The organism is Asticcacaulis solisilvae (genome assembly GCF_052327315.1).
In the GTDB taxonomy this organism is placed as follows: Bacteria; Pseudomonadota; Alphaproteobacteria; order Caulobacterales; family Caulobacteraceae; genus Asticcacaulis; species Asticcacaulis solisilvae_B.
The window spans coordinates 25,704-39,526 of sequence record NZ_CP166197.1; the positions used below are offsets into that span (position 1 = coordinate 25,704).

The window sequence follows — 13,823 nt, forward strand, 5'->3', positions numbered from 1 at the left end:
GCTGAATTTTGGGTTTTCACCATCTTATCCCGTCGAGGTGTGTCTTGCGACTGATGCGCAGTGTTGTTTGCCGGCTGCACGGTGTCGCTTTATTGCAATGCTGAGTAGCGCATTTTTTACAGGCGTTGCAAGATGCCGCACGGCAAAATTAACCGTATTCGGCTTCGGGTTTACTTCCCCTTGGCCAGGTCGTCGAAGGCGCGCAGCGTGCCGATGAGCGCCTTCATCTCCTCGATGCGGATCATGTTGGGGCCGTCCGATGGGGCGCTGTCCGGATCCTGGTGCGTTTCGATGAACACGGCCGAGACGCCGATGGCGCAGGCGGCGCGCGCCAGCACCGGCGCGAACTCGCGCTGCCCGCCCGAGGTCGCGCCCATGCCGCCCGGCTGCTGAACAGAATGCGTAGCGTCGAAGACGACCGGATAGCCGGTCTGCGCCATGGTCGGTAGACCGCGGAAATCGGTCACCAGGGTGTTGTACCCGAACGACGTCCCACGATCGCACAGCATGATGCGTTCATTGCCCGTACTGGCGATCTTGCTGGCGACATTGGCCATGTCCCACGGCGCCAGGAACTGGCCCTTCTTGACATTGATGGCGCGGCCCGTCGCGCCGGCGGCCAGCAGCAGGTCGGTCTGACGGCACAGGAAGGCGGGGATCTGCAAGACATCGACGACCTCGCCGACGGGGGCGCACTGATGCGCGTCGTGGACGTCGGTCAGCACCGGGCAGCCGAACTGCCGGCGCACCTCGGCCAGGATCGACAGGCCCTCGTCCATGCCGATGCCGCGCGCGGTACCGATCGAGGACCGATTGGCCTTGTCGTAGCTCGACTTGTAAATGAACTTCGTGCCGGTGGGCTGGCAGGCCTCGGCGATCTTCTCGGCCATCATCAGCGCGTGGTCGCGGCTTTCGATCTGGCACGGACCGGCGATCAGGGCGTAGGGCTCGTCGCCGCCGATCTGAATGCCACCGACTTCGATGACGCGGGTTTTGACATGCTGCGGCGCTATGGACATCAGATTACACTTTCGATTCTGGCGACATCGACGGGATTGTTGAGCTCCCAGAACACCCGGCCCTTGCCGTCGACCTCGACGCAGCGGATGGGCATGCCGTTTTCCAGGAAGCGGAGCTGTTCCAGCCCTTCATAGCGCTCCAGCGGCCCGACCGGCCACGAGCCATAGGCCTTGAGCGCCTCGGGGCGATAGGCATAGACGCCGACATGGTGGAAGACGGGGATGTCGTCGCCGGGGCCGAAGGTCTTGCCGGTAAAGGGGATGACTTCCTTCGAGAAGTACAGCGCATTGCGGTTGCGGTCGAAGACGGCCGTCGTGCCGCCGACGCGATCGTTCTTGCGGTCCTCGACGAAGTTGGCATAGGTCTCCGCGTCGCAGCGCAGGACCGGCGTCGCCATCTGGACCTCGGGGTTGGCAGCCATTTCGCGGATCAGGTCCTCGACGAACCAGGCCGGGGTCAGCGGCGCGTCACCCTGCAGGTTGACATAGAGATCGGCCTCTTCCGGCAGGTTCGGCAGGGCGTCGGCCAGGCGCTCGGTGCCGTTGGCGCACGATTCCGCAGTCATCACGACCCTGGCTCCGAAGGCCAGAGATGCGTCACGGATACGGTCGTCGTCGGTGGCGACATAGACGGCCGACACGCCGTCCACCGCCATGGCGGCTTCCCAGGAGCGCTGGATCAGCGACTTGCCCTTGAGCATGACCAGCGGCTTGCCGGGATAGCGGCTCGAGGCATAGCGGGCGGGAATGATGATGATCGTCTTCATGTCAGGACTGCAACTGCCTTGTGTAATAATCGGCCTTGGCGGGTTGGCCGCGATTCGCGTAAAAACTCGAGAGGAAGGTAAAAATCTCGGCCGATTTTGCCTTGTTTCCGACGGTGCCGACAGCCGGGATGACGAAGGTGGCGGCGTGTTTGGCCAGCCGGATACGCCCTGTGTTCAGCGCCCGGGTGCCCAGCATGCTCCAGTAGTGCGCCGAGGCCTGGCGCGACGCGCGGATGGTCCGGATCAGGTGGTGCTGATCGAGGGGGGCGGCCACGATGGCTTCGAGCGTAGAGCTGAGTATGCCGTACTTGTTGAGGCGTCCCGCCACGTCGTGGCCGGCGAAATTGACCGGGATCGGCGTCACGCCGCGGACGGCGCGGATCATCTCCAGGTGCCGGCGGTCGCTGTCGAACAGCAGGTCGACAAATATGTAGGTCTTTCCCTTGGACGGCACCGACGCCATCAGGTCGGGACCGAAGGTGATGTTGGCCGTGTACACCTTCCAGCGCTTTTCGAAGGGGACGATCCGGGTGTCCATGGAATATTGCGGACACACGGCAAGTGTTTCGGTCGGATCGAGATAGTGGGCGGCGAGCAGGGCGCCCAGGCCGCCCATGCTGGAACCGTAGGTGATCAGCCGCGGCGGCCTGAGCGTCGCCACGAAGTCCGCCACCGCCAGCAGCGCCGTCTCGAATTCCGGCGTGTTCCACCAGTGGTTCCATTTGCTGACGACATAGATGGCGTTGACGCTCAGCTTCTGGAAAAAGGCCTCGCCGAAGCCTTCCGGCCGGTCGTTCTGCCGGGGCGTGAAGGTGACGAACAGGGTCTCGGGATGGCGCGCCTGGTCGCCGAAGCCGGTATAGCGCACCTTGATGTCGTTGCCGTCGAACAGCACGCCGCTGCCGGCCAGGGGCGCTTCCGGGACGGGGGCGGCCGCCACCTATATCACCGCTTCGATGATCGCATCGTAGGACTTGTCGACGTCAATGCTCAGCGACGAGATGCGCTCGTTTTCCAGTATGTCCTCGATCTTGCACGAATTGACATAGGTGATGGGGTAGGCCTTGATCAGGTCGACCATGAGGTAGCGGTTGTTGATCTTGTCCCAGGACAGCATGGCGATCCTGCCGCTGAATTCGGGAAGCGAAAACAGCGAGGTATGGAAGGCCGAGCCGGCCGTTCCGGCAATGGAGGCCGCATTGTTGAAGATGTCGACCTGCTGGATGAGGCTCAGCGTCTCCGGATAGACGACGACAAACCCGTCGCCCTTGAGCCTGTCCTCCAGCATCGCTTCCTGGCCCGACTGCCGCAGGTTCTTCCCCAGCTTGGACCGGCTGAGATAGACGCGCTTGTCCTTGAACTGGCTGGCATAGTCCTTCAGCAGGAAGCGCGCCGTGGCGATGTGTGGCCGGGCATGGGCATGGTAGACCCGGTGGACGTTCTGCATGCTGGCGGTCGGAAGGATCAGTTTTTTGAACCGCGTCGGGCGGTCGACGGAAAAGGCCCGGTCGCGCAGCCCCAGGGCGTCGATGACCGGCGAGACGTAGGGAAGGTCCTTGTATCCCTTGGCCAGGCGGTCGGTATAGAGCACCGGCATCGTGTCCGGAAAGTCTTCCAGCGCCCAGAACCGCGCCATGGCGTCCATCAGGAAGTGGCCGTAGTGCGCCCAGGCGTGGCCGGCGAAATAGACCTCGTCGCTTCGGGTGTCGAAGTCCGCCGGGATTTCGACCTGTTCGGGGGCGTGGGACGCATAGTTCTGGTTGAAGCGCGCCAGCGTCTTGGCGGCGAAGTCGAGGTCGTTCGGAACGAAGCTGCGGCGGGTTCCGTACAGGCGCCGGCCGTCACCGGTATAGATGGCGTCGTAGTCCGGAAGGACGAAGACGTCTTCCAGCACCGTCACCTGCGGCAATTCGTCCTGCGGCGCGACGACAAAGCTGTTGCCCAGCTGGGCGGCCGGATCTCTGTCAAAGTCGACGAAACGAATGTCGGGGCGCATAAAACCTCAATAACTGCACACCTTTAGCGCGGCCGTGCCGGAATCGGAAAACGGTAAATCCAGCCTCCGTCCCGCTCCCTTGAGGTGCGGTTTCGGCATAAAATAATGCTGGCGAGGAGGCAGCGGCTAAGGTAAATTCCGCGGACGGTTTTACGGTGTGCTGGAGAGCGTTGCAAGTGGCAAAAATTATCAAACATCCTGATGTTCAAGATTATTTTGTAGAATTGACGCTGGATGAAATCAAGAAGCGGCCTCACGGCATTATAGAAGAGTATGAGGCCAATAACCTGGTGATCCTGAAGGACTACCGGATGCCGATTGATTTGGGTATATTTGCCGAAATGTCATCTCATATGCACAAGATCGAAGACGATACTGTGCGCCGCAAGCTCAAGAAGATGACATCGCTGACCTTCTTCCAGGGCTACACAAACGTCGAAGACGATGGCCAGAACAATGGCTTTCAGTTCAACGACGCCGTGTCGCGCGCCGTCTTCGAAGTCCTGTGCAATTCGGACAAGTCGCTGTTCCAGCGTGCCAGCCGCGCTATGGAAGACGCGCACAAGGTCACGCTCGACCTGTTCGCCACCTGCTTCCCGAACTACAACTATTACCGCAGCATCCCCAGCATCCGCATCACCGAGACGCTGTTCGAGAATATCCACTGGGACAACCACCAGATCGAGGATGATTTCCAGCAGGTCCGCATCTTCTGCAACCTGGACCAGCGTCCGCGCATCTGGAATGTCAGCCATAACTTCGTGACCTATGCCCGTCAGCTGTACAAGGAGCACGACCTGGGCCGCTTCGCCGGCAAGGATCCCAACCTGCTGAACGACTATATCTGCGGCAACGTCCTGGGCGGCACGCGCAACGCCTGCCGCGATCCGCTGCCCAAGCATACGATCGCGTTCGAGCCCGGCGAAATCTGGTTCGGCGAATCGCGGATGATTTCGCACCAGATCCTGTATGGCGAACGCGCCATGGTCTACATGTTCTTCGTCAGGCCGGAAGACATGCTGACGGGGCGCAACCGCTTCAACCAGCGCGTCGAGGACCTGCACCGCGAAATGCGCGGCGAGGTGGTCGCGGCCTGACGGCCGTCCTTGGGATAATGGAAAGGGCGCCCGCCATTCCGGCCGGCGCCCTTTTTCATGTTCGCAGGAAGACCCTCTACGAAACCGCGGCGATCATGCTGTCGAGGATCACGCCGCCGCCGGTCGGGTTCATGTGATAGAGGTCATGATTGGCGTGTTTCTGCGGGTCGGCGGCCTGTCCGTCGAGATAGACCGAGTCCTTGTAATAGTCCGCCCTCGGCGTGAAATCGTCATTGAAGATCTGGCGCGGGAATTCGTGATAGCCCTGGCCGAGGGTCGTTTTGAGCACTGTGACGTTGCGCGTGTACTCGTCTTCGCTTTTCAGGGGCACGGCATTCAGCATCACATTGCACGACAGCACGTGGATCGGCTGGGTGACGGCCTTGCCGAGCTTGTCGAGAAGCCGCCAGGTTTCAGTCGCGCGGATCGTGTCTTCCTTCAGTGCGGCGATCAGCTGGGCCGAGTGACCGGCCTTGCGCGACGCCCTTTCCAGAACGGCGAGATCCTGCGGTGACGGCATGTCGCCATAGATGAAGAAGGCGTCGTAGGTATCGGCAAGTTTCCGGTTGTCCGTATTGAAGAAGCGGATATTAGACACATGGCCGTCGGCGACGTCGATGAGACCGAAGCTCATGCGCCCGTTGCCGAAGAAGTCGACGCTGATAGTGTCGGGCCGGCGCTGCTCGTACGCCTTGAATACGGCGCCCAGATAGCTGCTGCCGATAACGCAAACTCGTTTCATAAAGTCTATGGTCTCTGAAAAATAGGCCGACCCGCCGTCGGCGGCGGGTCACGCGGATTGGCAATATTTATGTCCCGAAGGCGCTGAGAAGTTCTTCTTCGCACACGACGTCGTCCTGCGACTTCGGCTTTTCGGCCACGGGCGCCGGGGCATCGGCAGGCGGTTCGGTCCTGACCGGTTCCCCGTACTGGCGGCGCATGCAGTCGAAGAAGTTGTCCATGACGAAGTTCACGCCGTAAGGATTGACGCTGCGCTGGTTGGGCTCGAAGAAGGTGCCCTTCGAGGTCGGGCTGTTGATGATTTCGTACGACGGGAAATAGTCGACCTCGGCGCGCTCTCGGGCCAGTCGTCCGGCCACGGCGCGCAGGGTCGATTTCGATTCCATCGTCGCGACCATGACGTGGTTGCCGGAATTGGTGGCGGTCAGCGGTACCGGCGACACGGTCAGGATGAACTTCAGGCCGGGATTGATTTTCAGCATCCGGTCCATGGCGGCTGAAAGCTCGGCAAGGATCGCTTCGTAGAACTGGTTGTCGAAGACATGCTGGCTCTCGTCGAAGACGCCGGCGACCGTCCCGGGGCAGATGGCGTATTCGTAGCCGTCCTGCTTGTTCTTCCAGCTTTCGGTCAGGCCCAGCGTGAAGACGAAATAGGTCGCGCCGGCGATGGCGTCGGCCAGGGCCTTGATCGTGACCTGCCGCGACCGCAGCATTTCGTCTTCCGAGGCGAAACCGTCGGGTTCGATGGCCGGGCGGAAGGGATCGTAAAAGCGGCCGTTCTTTTCCCACGAAATGGCCGGCGGGGTCTCGTCTCCGGTCGCCCAGCGCGTCCACTGGTGCAGCAGGGAGGTGGTGTAGATGTTCCCGGTCCGCGCCGAAAAGACATTGTAGTTGAAGCGCTTGGCGTTGGCGTCGGACAGGCCCTTCGGAGGCTGCTCGAAGCTGGTCCAGGCATAGCCTCGCTTGGCCAGGGCGCGGCCGATATGCTGGGCGAAGCACGATCCGAAGGTCACGACCTTTTCGGCGGGCTGGATGGAGAATTTCGGCTGCCAGACGGGCCCGATGTCGAACAGGCTTTTCTGGGCGACGGCCGTTTTCCAGAATGCGATTTCAGGCAGATTTTCGTAGGGATTTTTCATGCGACTGAACCTTCTGAAGGGGTGTCGGATAGCTGAAAACGCGCCCGGCGGGCGAGTCGTAACAGACTTGGGGCCATGGCTTCAACAGGATAATACCGGTTCGCCGTTTGAGTTTTCAGCCTCACTCGGATAGACAGTGCCCAGGGGCGGCAGCTGGCCTGGCCCTTGATTTTCCCGGAGATTGATCGTGAGTGTCGGTGAGCGTGACGAGGGACATCCGGACGAGGCCGTCCTGTTTTCCGCCCTGCCCAAGACGGTGCGCCGTGAGCAGACCCAGGCGCTGATGCAGGCGCGGTCTTCCGACATTTCGCGGTGGAGCGTCGCCGACAACTTCCACAGCAACTGGAAGGATCGCGCCGAAGCCGTCGCGGCCCTGGCCGGGCCGGGCAAGACGATCCTCGATCTCGGCTGCGGCCGCATGGACCTGGAAGGCGTATTGCACGCGGGATGCACCTACATTCCGTGCGATCTTGTGGCGCGCGACGGCCGCACGCACGTTTGCGACCTGAACGCCGGGCAGCTTCCCGACGCCGAGGCGGACATCGTCGTCATGCTGGGCGTGCTCGAATATATCCATGACCCCGAAGCGCTGTTTCAGCGCCTCGCCTCGCGCTGGCGCCGACTGATCCTGACCTACAACGCGGCGGAGCTGGATGCCGGCCGCGACCGGCTGCTGCACGGATGGTTCAACGCGCTGACCTCGGCCCGTCTGGTGGCCATGGCGGAAAACGCGGGATGGCGGCTGATCGGCATCGTGCCCTTCGACGGCCGGCAGAAACTTTTCGAATTCGGCCAGGATTGAAGACACCATAAGGGGTGATACATGACGGGTGATATCGGCAATGTCTTCCGCACGGATGCGACCAATGTCGGCGACTGGTTCTGCGCGCCGCAGCGCTATTTCGATTTCCCGAACAAGGCCCTGGCCGACATCCTGGATTTCGACGCCGACGCCCTTGCGCCGCATGTCGTGCTGGGCGGCGGCGGACTGATCGCCAAGACCTTCCACGACCATATGCGGCGGCTGGCCGAGCTTCGGCCGCGCGTCACAAGCCTGGTCGCCTGGGGCATCGGGGAATCGGAACATGTCGATCGCAAGGGCGGCTTTGTCCTGCCCTATGACGGCCTGCTGCCGGATTATCTGAAGGCCTTCGACCTGGTGGGCGTGCGCGATTTCGGCGCCGAATATCCCTGGGTGCCGTGCGCCAGCTGCATGCTGGAACAGTTCGACCGCGACTATCCGGTGACGCACGACGTCGTGGTCTACCAGCACAAGCGCATTCCCATCCCCATCGACGGCTTTCCGGCCCGGACCAATGCCGGCGAGGATATCGACAGCGTGCTCGAATTCCTGGCGTCCGGCGACCTGGTCATCACCAACTCCTATCACGGCGCCTATTGGGCGACCCTGCTGGGACGGAGGGTCCTGGCCGTTCCGAACATGTCGAAAATGTACCGGCTGAAGCACGCGCCCGTCATCTGCCGGGCGGAGGAATGGCAGCGCTTCGCGCCGCTTGCGCCGCGCTATCCCGAGGCCCTGACCGAATGCCGGGCAGCCAATGTCGCGTTTTTCGAGAGCGTCAAAGCCCTGTGGGCAACCTCTTAAAGGTTTTCCAGCACGCGGGCATAGTCCTCGGGCACGCCCAGCCGGATGCAGCGCTGCAAATAGCCGTGCAGGAAGGCCGGGTAGGGGCTCACATCGTACGGGCGGTTCACGATGTCGATCAGGGCGTCCACGTCTGGCGCGGATTGCGGCGTGACGCTGTCGTATTCGGCGCGGCCGAAACGGATGACCGGTTTGCCGTGCACCAGCGCCTCCATCCCCGATCCCGAATTGACCAGGAACACCCTGTCGGCGCCCGCGAAGCAGGTGTGGATCGATATGTCATCGACCCATTTCGCCGTGGGGCAGGCCAGTGTCAGGTCCTTCAGCGGCGCCATCGACCGGGGATTGGCCGGATGGCCCTTGACCACCACGGTCCGCCCGGTGCGCCGGGCATAGTCGAGGACGACCGCCAGGGCCTGCTCGACCGTGACGTCGGAGTGGAAGCGTATCGTCTCGTCATGAGGGACCTGGCAGGTGAACAGGTCGTAGGCTCCGTCCACCGGCGGCGCCGTGGTTTCGGGCTGGTCGAAGATCGATTCGTTGTTGGCGATCGCGACGCGCAAGCGCTCGAAGGTCGCATCGGCCGCGGTCCCGGAAAGCAAGGGCGGCGGCAGGAAGGACAGCGAGGCGCCCCAGCCTTTGGGATCGACGGTGAAATAGCCGGCAATCGGCGCGTTCTTATAAAACACCGCCGTGTCGCCGATCGGAAACTGATGCTTCAGCTTGTGGGGAAAATAGACGCGGTCATGGTCGCGGCACACCGCCTCCATCTCAGCGAACGCGAAAGCCCAGAGCGGCTTGCGCATGACGGTCACGGCGTCGCCGGCGGCGCAGTGATAGTCGGCGATGCCGTCGATGAAGGCGCCGAACTTTTCGAGAATGGCGTTTCGCGGCGGGCCTTCGATGTCGGGAACGGGGCCTGGCTTGAAGGAGCAGTCCAGCCGCGGGCGCGCGATAAAAATCCGTCGTTTCATCCGGGGCGTCATAGCATGGCGCCCTGGTCCTGTCCGCGATTTATATTTTGCAACGCAAGCATCTGCTGACGTAATAGGGCTGACCTTATGAGCCTGACCGGCAGCCGGACGGTCATCGCATCGGACCCGACATGACTGCTGAACGCCTGTGGCACCTGAAATCCGACGCCCTTTTCGGCTCGCCTCTGACCATTCTGGCGGCGTGCGACAGTGCATATCTCAGATATGCCCCGGCCTTGCTGCGCAGCATCGACCTGTTTTCGCCCGGCCTCGATGTCGTCCTGCACGTCGTCAATCCGCAGGACGGCGACCTGGCCTTCTGCGAAGCGCTGGCACAGGGCGTCGCGGCGACGTCCGTCTCGGTGTCCTATGAGGTGACGGACCTCGGCGCCATGGCGCCGCAGACTCAGAAGGCCTATTACGCGTCCTGCCGCTTCATGGTCGCCGCCGACCTGACGGCCGCCGCCGGATGCCCGCTCCTGTGCATCGATGTCGATTCCGTCTTCATCAATCCCGTCGACATGATCTTCGGTCCGGCGGGATCGGATGTCGCGCTGGTCCGGCGGGACGACAACGACCTCGGCCGGCCCGATCATCTCAAGGTCGCCGCCGGCGTCGTCGTCTATTTCCCGACCGAGGCCGGCCGGCTGTTCGCCGCCGAACTGGCCAGGCGGCTCGCCGGGCATTTCGAGACCGGCGCGGCGGGCTGGTTCGTCGACCAGCTGACCATCTACGGCCTGATGACCGAGATGCAGGACACGGTCCGCATCTCGGGCCTGAAAGCCAAGTATGCCGACTTCCAGCTTTACAAGCTGAACTCGATCATCTGGTCGGCCAAGGGCGACAACAAGGAATTCCTCGAGCCCTTCGTATCGCTGCAGAAGGTGCTGAGCGATTCTCCCTACGAACAGGTCCAGGGCAAGCACGTCCTCAATCGCGCCGCAGAACGCAGCCCGGACGGAAAGGTCAATCTGTTCTATGACGCCCGGCCGGCGCTCAGGCTCCGCCTGCCGCGTTCGGGGACGATCTTCGTCGCGCGTCCGGATCTGCTCGCGGATCCCACCGGGGTCGTCCCGCCGGTCGAGGACCAGACGGTCCGGCAGCACATGAAGACGCGCGAGTTCGTGACCTACCTGGCAAACCGCCTCGAGGTGCGCGGCATAAGGGTCGAGATCATCGAGCTCCCGGCGCGTGAGATCACCGCGGACCACCTCAATGCCAACAGCGGCGACTTCGCGGTCGTGCCCGGTGCGTGCCGCGCCGGTCTGGCCGGCCTGACGGTTCCGGCCGCCGTCTATGTCCGCCAGGGCCTGCCCGACACCGTCACCCTCGATGTCCACCCCGATCAGCCGCGGCCACCGGAGACGTATCCGGACTCCCGCCGCGCCTGGACAGCCTACCGCAAGCGGCTGGCCGGCGGAAAGCTGCCGTCGCAGGCGGGGGCGCCGGAGCCAGCGTCCACCGGCCGCTACGATATTCTTTTCCCGGTGTCTTTCCCGTGTACCGACGCCCGGATGGCGCTGATCGAAGGCCTTGCCGGCTTCGCAAAGGACAGGGGGCTGTCTCTGGTCCTGAAGGTGCCGCCGGATGCCCTGCTCGACGGCCTCATCGACGGCCAGCACGTCCATGTCAGCCGCGATACGCTCCACAGTCTCTGCGAGCGCTCGCGCGTGCTTTTCACCGACGACGCAGACGCGGGCTTCGAGGCGATGCTGCACAATAAGCCGATCGCCATCTTCGGGCCGGCGGCCTGTCTCACGCCCATGGTTGCGGGGACGGCGGACGATATCGCCGCGACGTGGGAGGCCTGCCTGGCGGCCGAAGCGACGATCGACTATGCCGGTGTCTTCGAGTGGTTCTGCGAAAGCGCGGCCGTCGACCTCAGCCGCCCGTCAAGCCGCGACGCCAGCCTCGATCGCCATGTCGGGGCCCTGATCCAGGCCGTCTATTCCCTATAGCAATCTGATCTCTTCGTGGGCGCGCGACAACAGGGGCGAGAACCACCGCTCGGCCTCGATTTCGGCGGCCCATCGCGACAGGAAGGTCCTGATCTCGGCGTCGCGCCGCGCACGCTTTAGCGGGGCATCATCCTCGCCGCGCGAGCGTCCTTCCAGATGCCAGGCCTCGCCGGCGGGGTCGTAGACGCAGTCGTAGCCGGCCTTTTGCAGGCGCAGGCACAGGTCGACATCGTTGAGCGTGACGGGAAAATGCTCGGCATCGAAACCGCCGGCGGCGTTAAACTTCGCGGCTTCGACCATCAGCACCGCGCCGGTCACCGCGCTGCGCGTGCCCGGGTGGACCAGGCTCGGCACCTGCGACCAGGCCGCTTCGGGCCAGTGGCGGAAGGGATGCCCGCATACGCCGCCCAGCCCCAGGGCAATGCCGCCGTGCTGCAGGCTGTTGTCTTCGTACAGCAGCCGCGTCCCGACGGCGCCGACGTCCGGCAGGACCGCCCAGCGCGCCAGATTGCTGAGCCAGTCGCGGCGCCGGACCTTGATATCGTTGTTGATGAAGGCGAGGAGCGGGCTTTCGGCCTGCCGGCTGCCGACATTGCACAACCGGGAAAAATTGAAGTCGCCGTCATCGCGGATGATTTTCACGCCGTGCCGGGCCAGGCGTTCGAACAGGGCGAAGGTTTCGGTCTGGACCGATCCGTTGTCGACCACGACGATGTCGCCTACGCCGTCGCTGCCGTCGAGCAGGCCGGTTGTGACCTGTTCGAGCAGGCCGGCGCGGTCACGCGTCGGAATGATGCAGCTGACCGGAGTGTCGGTGGGCGGCGGGGGCGGGGGCGGGCTGTAAGCCGCCGTGAGCGCCTTGACGATGGCCAGCGGTTCGCCGAGGCGGACGATGCGCCGGGGCGTGGTGGCGGCGCGGCGCCGGAGTACGATCGGCGACAGATCTCCCGAAGCGCCGTGAAGCCGCGGATCGTGAGCGAAATTGTAGGTCGAGGTGCTGTCATGAAAGACATCGGCAAAGACGAGGTCGACGCCGGGGCTGTCGATAAACGGCCGCGCCAGCTTCCGCAGGGCGTCGGGCGCCAGGACGGCGCCGGCCGGAAGCGTGAAAAGCAACTCGCAATCGTCGCGCCTGGCCGGATCGGTGGTGAACGACCGGTAGGACTGGGACAGCAGGGACGCTTCGTCGCAGGCCGTGACGAATATTGCGGGGCCCTCGCACTCCGCATATCGGACGCCGCGCGTGATGTCGGCAAGGCGCGCCACGGCCAGCGGGCCGGAAGCGGGCAAACCGGCGGGGCTCGTCCCGGCCCCGGCGCCCGCTACGCCACCCGTGCCGGTGGAGCGATGGAACACGCGTCCGATCTGGCGGAGGAAGGCTTCGGGAGACTGCCCCGCCTTCAGCCGCCGGAAAACCTCGGTCGAGAAAAACCTGAGCCGGGCCGCCGCGTCGAGGCGAACCAGGCTCCAGGCGGGCGAGGGCAGGTTCGACACGGTTTCGGCCCGGTAGGTGCCGGCCGCCAGCCGGGCATGGGCCGGCGTGGCGGAGGTGGCGGTGAGTTGAACAAAGGCCGGCAAGGCGGGATCGGCGAGAGTCACGACGACCACGGCGTCTTTATCGGCGACGCCGAACCTGTACCATCCCTCAGCCAGCGTCAGGCGTTGCTCAGGCATTTCCGCAGATATTGCCCGTAATTGCTTTTGCCGAGCCCGTCGGCCAGGCGTTCCATCGCGACATCGTCGATAAAGCCCTTGCGCCAGGCGACCTCTTCCGGGCAGGCGATCTTGAAGCCTTGCCGCTTTTCGAGGACGCGCACGAATTCGGCGGCGTCGAGCAGGCTGTCCGGCGTGCCGGTGTCCAGCCAGGCATAGCCGCGGCCGATGGGCTGAACGGCCAGCTCGCCGCGCTCGAGATAGACGCGGTTGACGTCGGTGATTTCGTATTCGCCGCGCGCCGAAGGCTTGAGATTGGCGGCGACGTCGACGACCTGGTTGTCGTAGAAGTACAGGCCGGTGATCGCCCAGTTCGACTTCGGCTTTTCCGGCTTTTCCTCGACCGACAGGGCGCGCATCTGGTCGTCGAACTCCACGACGCCATAGCGTTCGGGATCCGAGACCTGGTAGGCGAAGACGCAGGCGCCCTTCTTGATGCCGGCGGCGCTTTCCAGGTGGGTGGGCAGGCTTGAGCCGTAATAGATGTTGTCGCCCAGGATCAGGCAGGACGGCTCGGAACCGACGAAATCGGCGCCGATCACATAGGCCTGGGCCAGGCCGTCCGGGCTGGGCTGCTCGGCATAGGACAGGGAAATGCCCCACTGCTCGCCGCTGCCCAGGAGCTTGCGGAACAGCGGCAGGTCGTGCGGCGTCGAGATGATCAGGACCTCACGGATGCCCGCCATCATCAGGGTGCTGAGCGGATAGTAGATCATCGGCTTGTCGTAGACCGGCATCATCTGCTTGGAAACGCCGATGGTCATCGGATGCAGGCGCGTACCGCTGCCCCCGGCCAGAATAATACCCTTCATG

At 63.6% G+C, this 13,823-nt stretch carries 13 protein-coding genes; 4 read left to right on the top strand and 9 right to left on the bottom strand.

What is annotated here, in order from left to right; all coding sequences use genetic code 11:
• Window positions 1–170: 170 nt before the first annotated feature.
• From kdsA to AB8717_RS19525, 4 genes are read right to left on the bottom strand one after another with little or no spacing between them, the layout of a single operon-like run.
• Complete coding sequence (gene kdsA / locus AB8717_RS19510) at window positions 171–1,019, bottom strand: 3-deoxy-8-phosphooctulonate synthase (protein ID WP_443751189.1); 849 nt, start codon at window positions 1,017–1,019, stop codon at window positions 171–173.
• Complete coding sequence (locus AB8717_RS19515; protein WP_443751190.1) at window positions 1,019–1,786, bottom strand: 3-deoxy-manno-octulosonate cytidylyltransferase; 768 nt, start codon at window positions 1,784–1,786, stop codon at window positions 1,019–1,021. The genes kdsA and AB8717_RS19515 overlap by 1 nt, the downstream gene beginning before the upstream one ends.
• A 1-nt stretch (window position 1,787) precedes the next feature.
• Complete coding sequence (locus AB8717_RS19520) at window positions 1,788–2,726, bottom strand: hypothetical protein (RefSeq protein WP_443751191.1); 939 nt, start codon at window positions 2,724–2,726, stop codon at window positions 1,788–1,790.
• Complete coding sequence (locus AB8717_RS19525) at window positions 2,727–3,782, bottom strand: glycosyltransferase family 61 protein (protein ID WP_443751192.1); 1,056 nt, start codon at window positions 3,780–3,782, stop codon at window positions 2,727–2,729. It lies immediately after the preceding gene.
• Between the two features lie 353 nt (window positions 3,783–4,135).
• On the opposite strand from AB8717_RS19525, the gene AB8717_RS19530 reads away from it, so the two are divergent.
• Window positions 4,136–4,879, top strand: coding sequence for a hypothetical protein (locus AB8717_RS19530; protein ID WP_443751193.1), 744 nt, complete (start codon window positions 4,136–4,138; stop codon window positions 4,877–4,879).
• 76 nt (window positions 4,880–4,955) lie between these two features.
• On the opposite strand, the gene AB8717_RS19535 is transcribed toward AB8717_RS19530, so the two are convergent.
• Together AB8717_RS19535 and AB8717_RS19540 are read right to left on the bottom strand one after the other, a co-directional pair.
• A complete protein-coding gene (locus AB8717_RS19535; RefSeq protein ID WP_443751194.1) occupies window positions 4,956–5,621 on the bottom strand; it encodes a hypothetical protein in 666 nt (221 codons plus the stop codon).
• A gap of 67 nt (window positions 5,622–5,688) precedes the next feature.
• On the bottom strand, window positions 5,689–6,759 hold the full coding sequence (locus AB8717_RS19540) for a GSCFA domain-containing protein (protein WP_443751195.1): 1,071 nt from the start codon (window positions 6,757–6,759) through the stop codon (window positions 5,689–5,691).
• Window positions 6,760–6,946: 187 nt separating this feature from the next.
• Here AB8717_RS19540 and AB8717_RS19545 point away from each other — a divergent pair, with 187 nt between their 5' ends.
• A complete protein-coding gene (locus AB8717_RS19545; RefSeq protein WP_443751196.1) occupies window positions 6,947–7,561 on the top strand; it encodes a class I SAM-dependent methyltransferase in 615 nt (204 codons plus the stop codon).
• 21 nt (window positions 7,562–7,582) lie between these two features.
• Window positions 7,583–8,365, top strand: a complete 783-nt coding sequence (locus AB8717_RS19550) for a hypothetical protein (protein WP_443751197.1) — start codon at window positions 7,583–7,585, stop codon at window positions 8,363–8,365.
• Here the strand turns inward: AB8717_RS19550 and AB8717_RS19555 are convergent.
• The gene (locus AB8717_RS19555) at window positions 8,362–9,339 is read right to left on the bottom strand and encodes a capsular polysaccharide export protein, LipB/KpsS family (protein WP_443751198.1); all 978 of its coding nucleotides are present in this window, start codon (window positions 9,337–9,339) and stop codon (window positions 8,362–8,364) included. The two genes, AB8717_RS19550 and AB8717_RS19555, sit on opposite strands and share 4 nt — an antisense overlap.
• A gap of 131 nt (window positions 9,340–9,470) precedes the next feature.
• Between AB8717_RS19555 and AB8717_RS19560 the strand changes: the two genes are divergently transcribed.
• Window positions 9,471–11,297 carry a hypothetical protein gene (locus AB8717_RS19560; protein WP_443751199.1) on the top strand — a complete coding sequence of 609 codons (1,827 nt, stop codon included), beginning with the start codon at window positions 9,471–9,473 and terminating at the stop codon, window positions 11,295–11,297.
• Here AB8717_RS19560 and AB8717_RS19565 read toward each other — a convergent pair.
• Window positions 11,292–12,971 (bottom strand): glycosyltransferase family 2 protein, encoded by a 1,680-nt coding sequence (locus AB8717_RS19565; RefSeq protein ID WP_443751200.1) that lies wholly within the window; start codon window positions 12,969–12,971, stop codon window positions 11,292–11,294. The genes AB8717_RS19560 and AB8717_RS19565 overlap by 6 nt on opposite strands.
• Window positions 12,953–13,822 (bottom strand): glucose-1-phosphate thymidylyltransferase RfbA, encoded by an 870-nt coding sequence (gene rfbA / locus AB8717_RS19570; protein WP_443751201.1) that lies wholly within the window; start codon window positions 13,820–13,822, stop codon window positions 12,953–12,955. The genes AB8717_RS19565 and rfbA overlap by 19 nt, the downstream gene beginning before the upstream one ends.
• Window position 13,823: the final 1 nt, after the last annotated feature.

Coding starts and splice junctions, on each gene's coding strand:
- AB8717_RS19560 (WP_443751199.1), top strand. CDS start 9,471: ATGACTGCTGAACGCCTGTGGCACCTGAAATCCGACGCCCTTTTCGGC.
- AB8717_RS19535 (WP_443751194.1), bottom strand. CDS start 5,621: ATGAAACGAGTTTGCGTTATCGGCAGCAGCTATCTGGGCGCCGTATTC.
- AB8717_RS19530 (WP_443751193.1), top strand. CDS start 4,136: ATGCACAAGATCGAAGACGATACTGTGCGCCGCAAGCTCAAGAAGATG.
- AB8717_RS19550 (WP_443751197.1), top strand. CDS start 7,583: ATGACGGGTGATATCGGCAATGTCTTCCGCACGGATGCGACCAATGTC.
- AB8717_RS19555 (WP_443751198.1), bottom strand. CDS start 9,339: ATGAAACGACGGATTTTTATCGCGCGCCCGCGGCTGGACTGCTCCTTC.
- kdsA (WP_443751189.1), bottom strand. CDS start 1,019: ATGTCCATAGCGCCGCAGCATGTCAAAACCCGCGTCATCGAAGTCGGT.
- AB8717_RS19565 (WP_443751200.1), bottom strand. CDS start 12,971: ATGCCTGAGCAACGCCTGACGCTGGCTGAGGGATGGTACAGGTTCGGC.
- AB8717_RS19515 (WP_443751190.1), bottom strand. CDS start 1,786: ATGAAGACGATCATCATCATTCCCGCCCGCTATGCCTCGAGCCGCTAT.
- AB8717_RS19540 (WP_443751195.1), bottom strand. CDS start 6,759: ATGAAAAATCCCTACGAAAATCTGCCTGAAATCGCATTCTGGAAAACG.
- AB8717_RS19525 (WP_443751192.1), bottom strand. CDS start 3,782: ATGCGCCCCGACATTCGTTTCGTCGACTTTGACAGAGATCCGGCCGCC.
- rfbA (WP_443751201.1), bottom strand. CDS start 13,822: ATGAAGGGTATTATTCTGGCCGGGGGCAGCGGTACGCGCCTGCATCCG.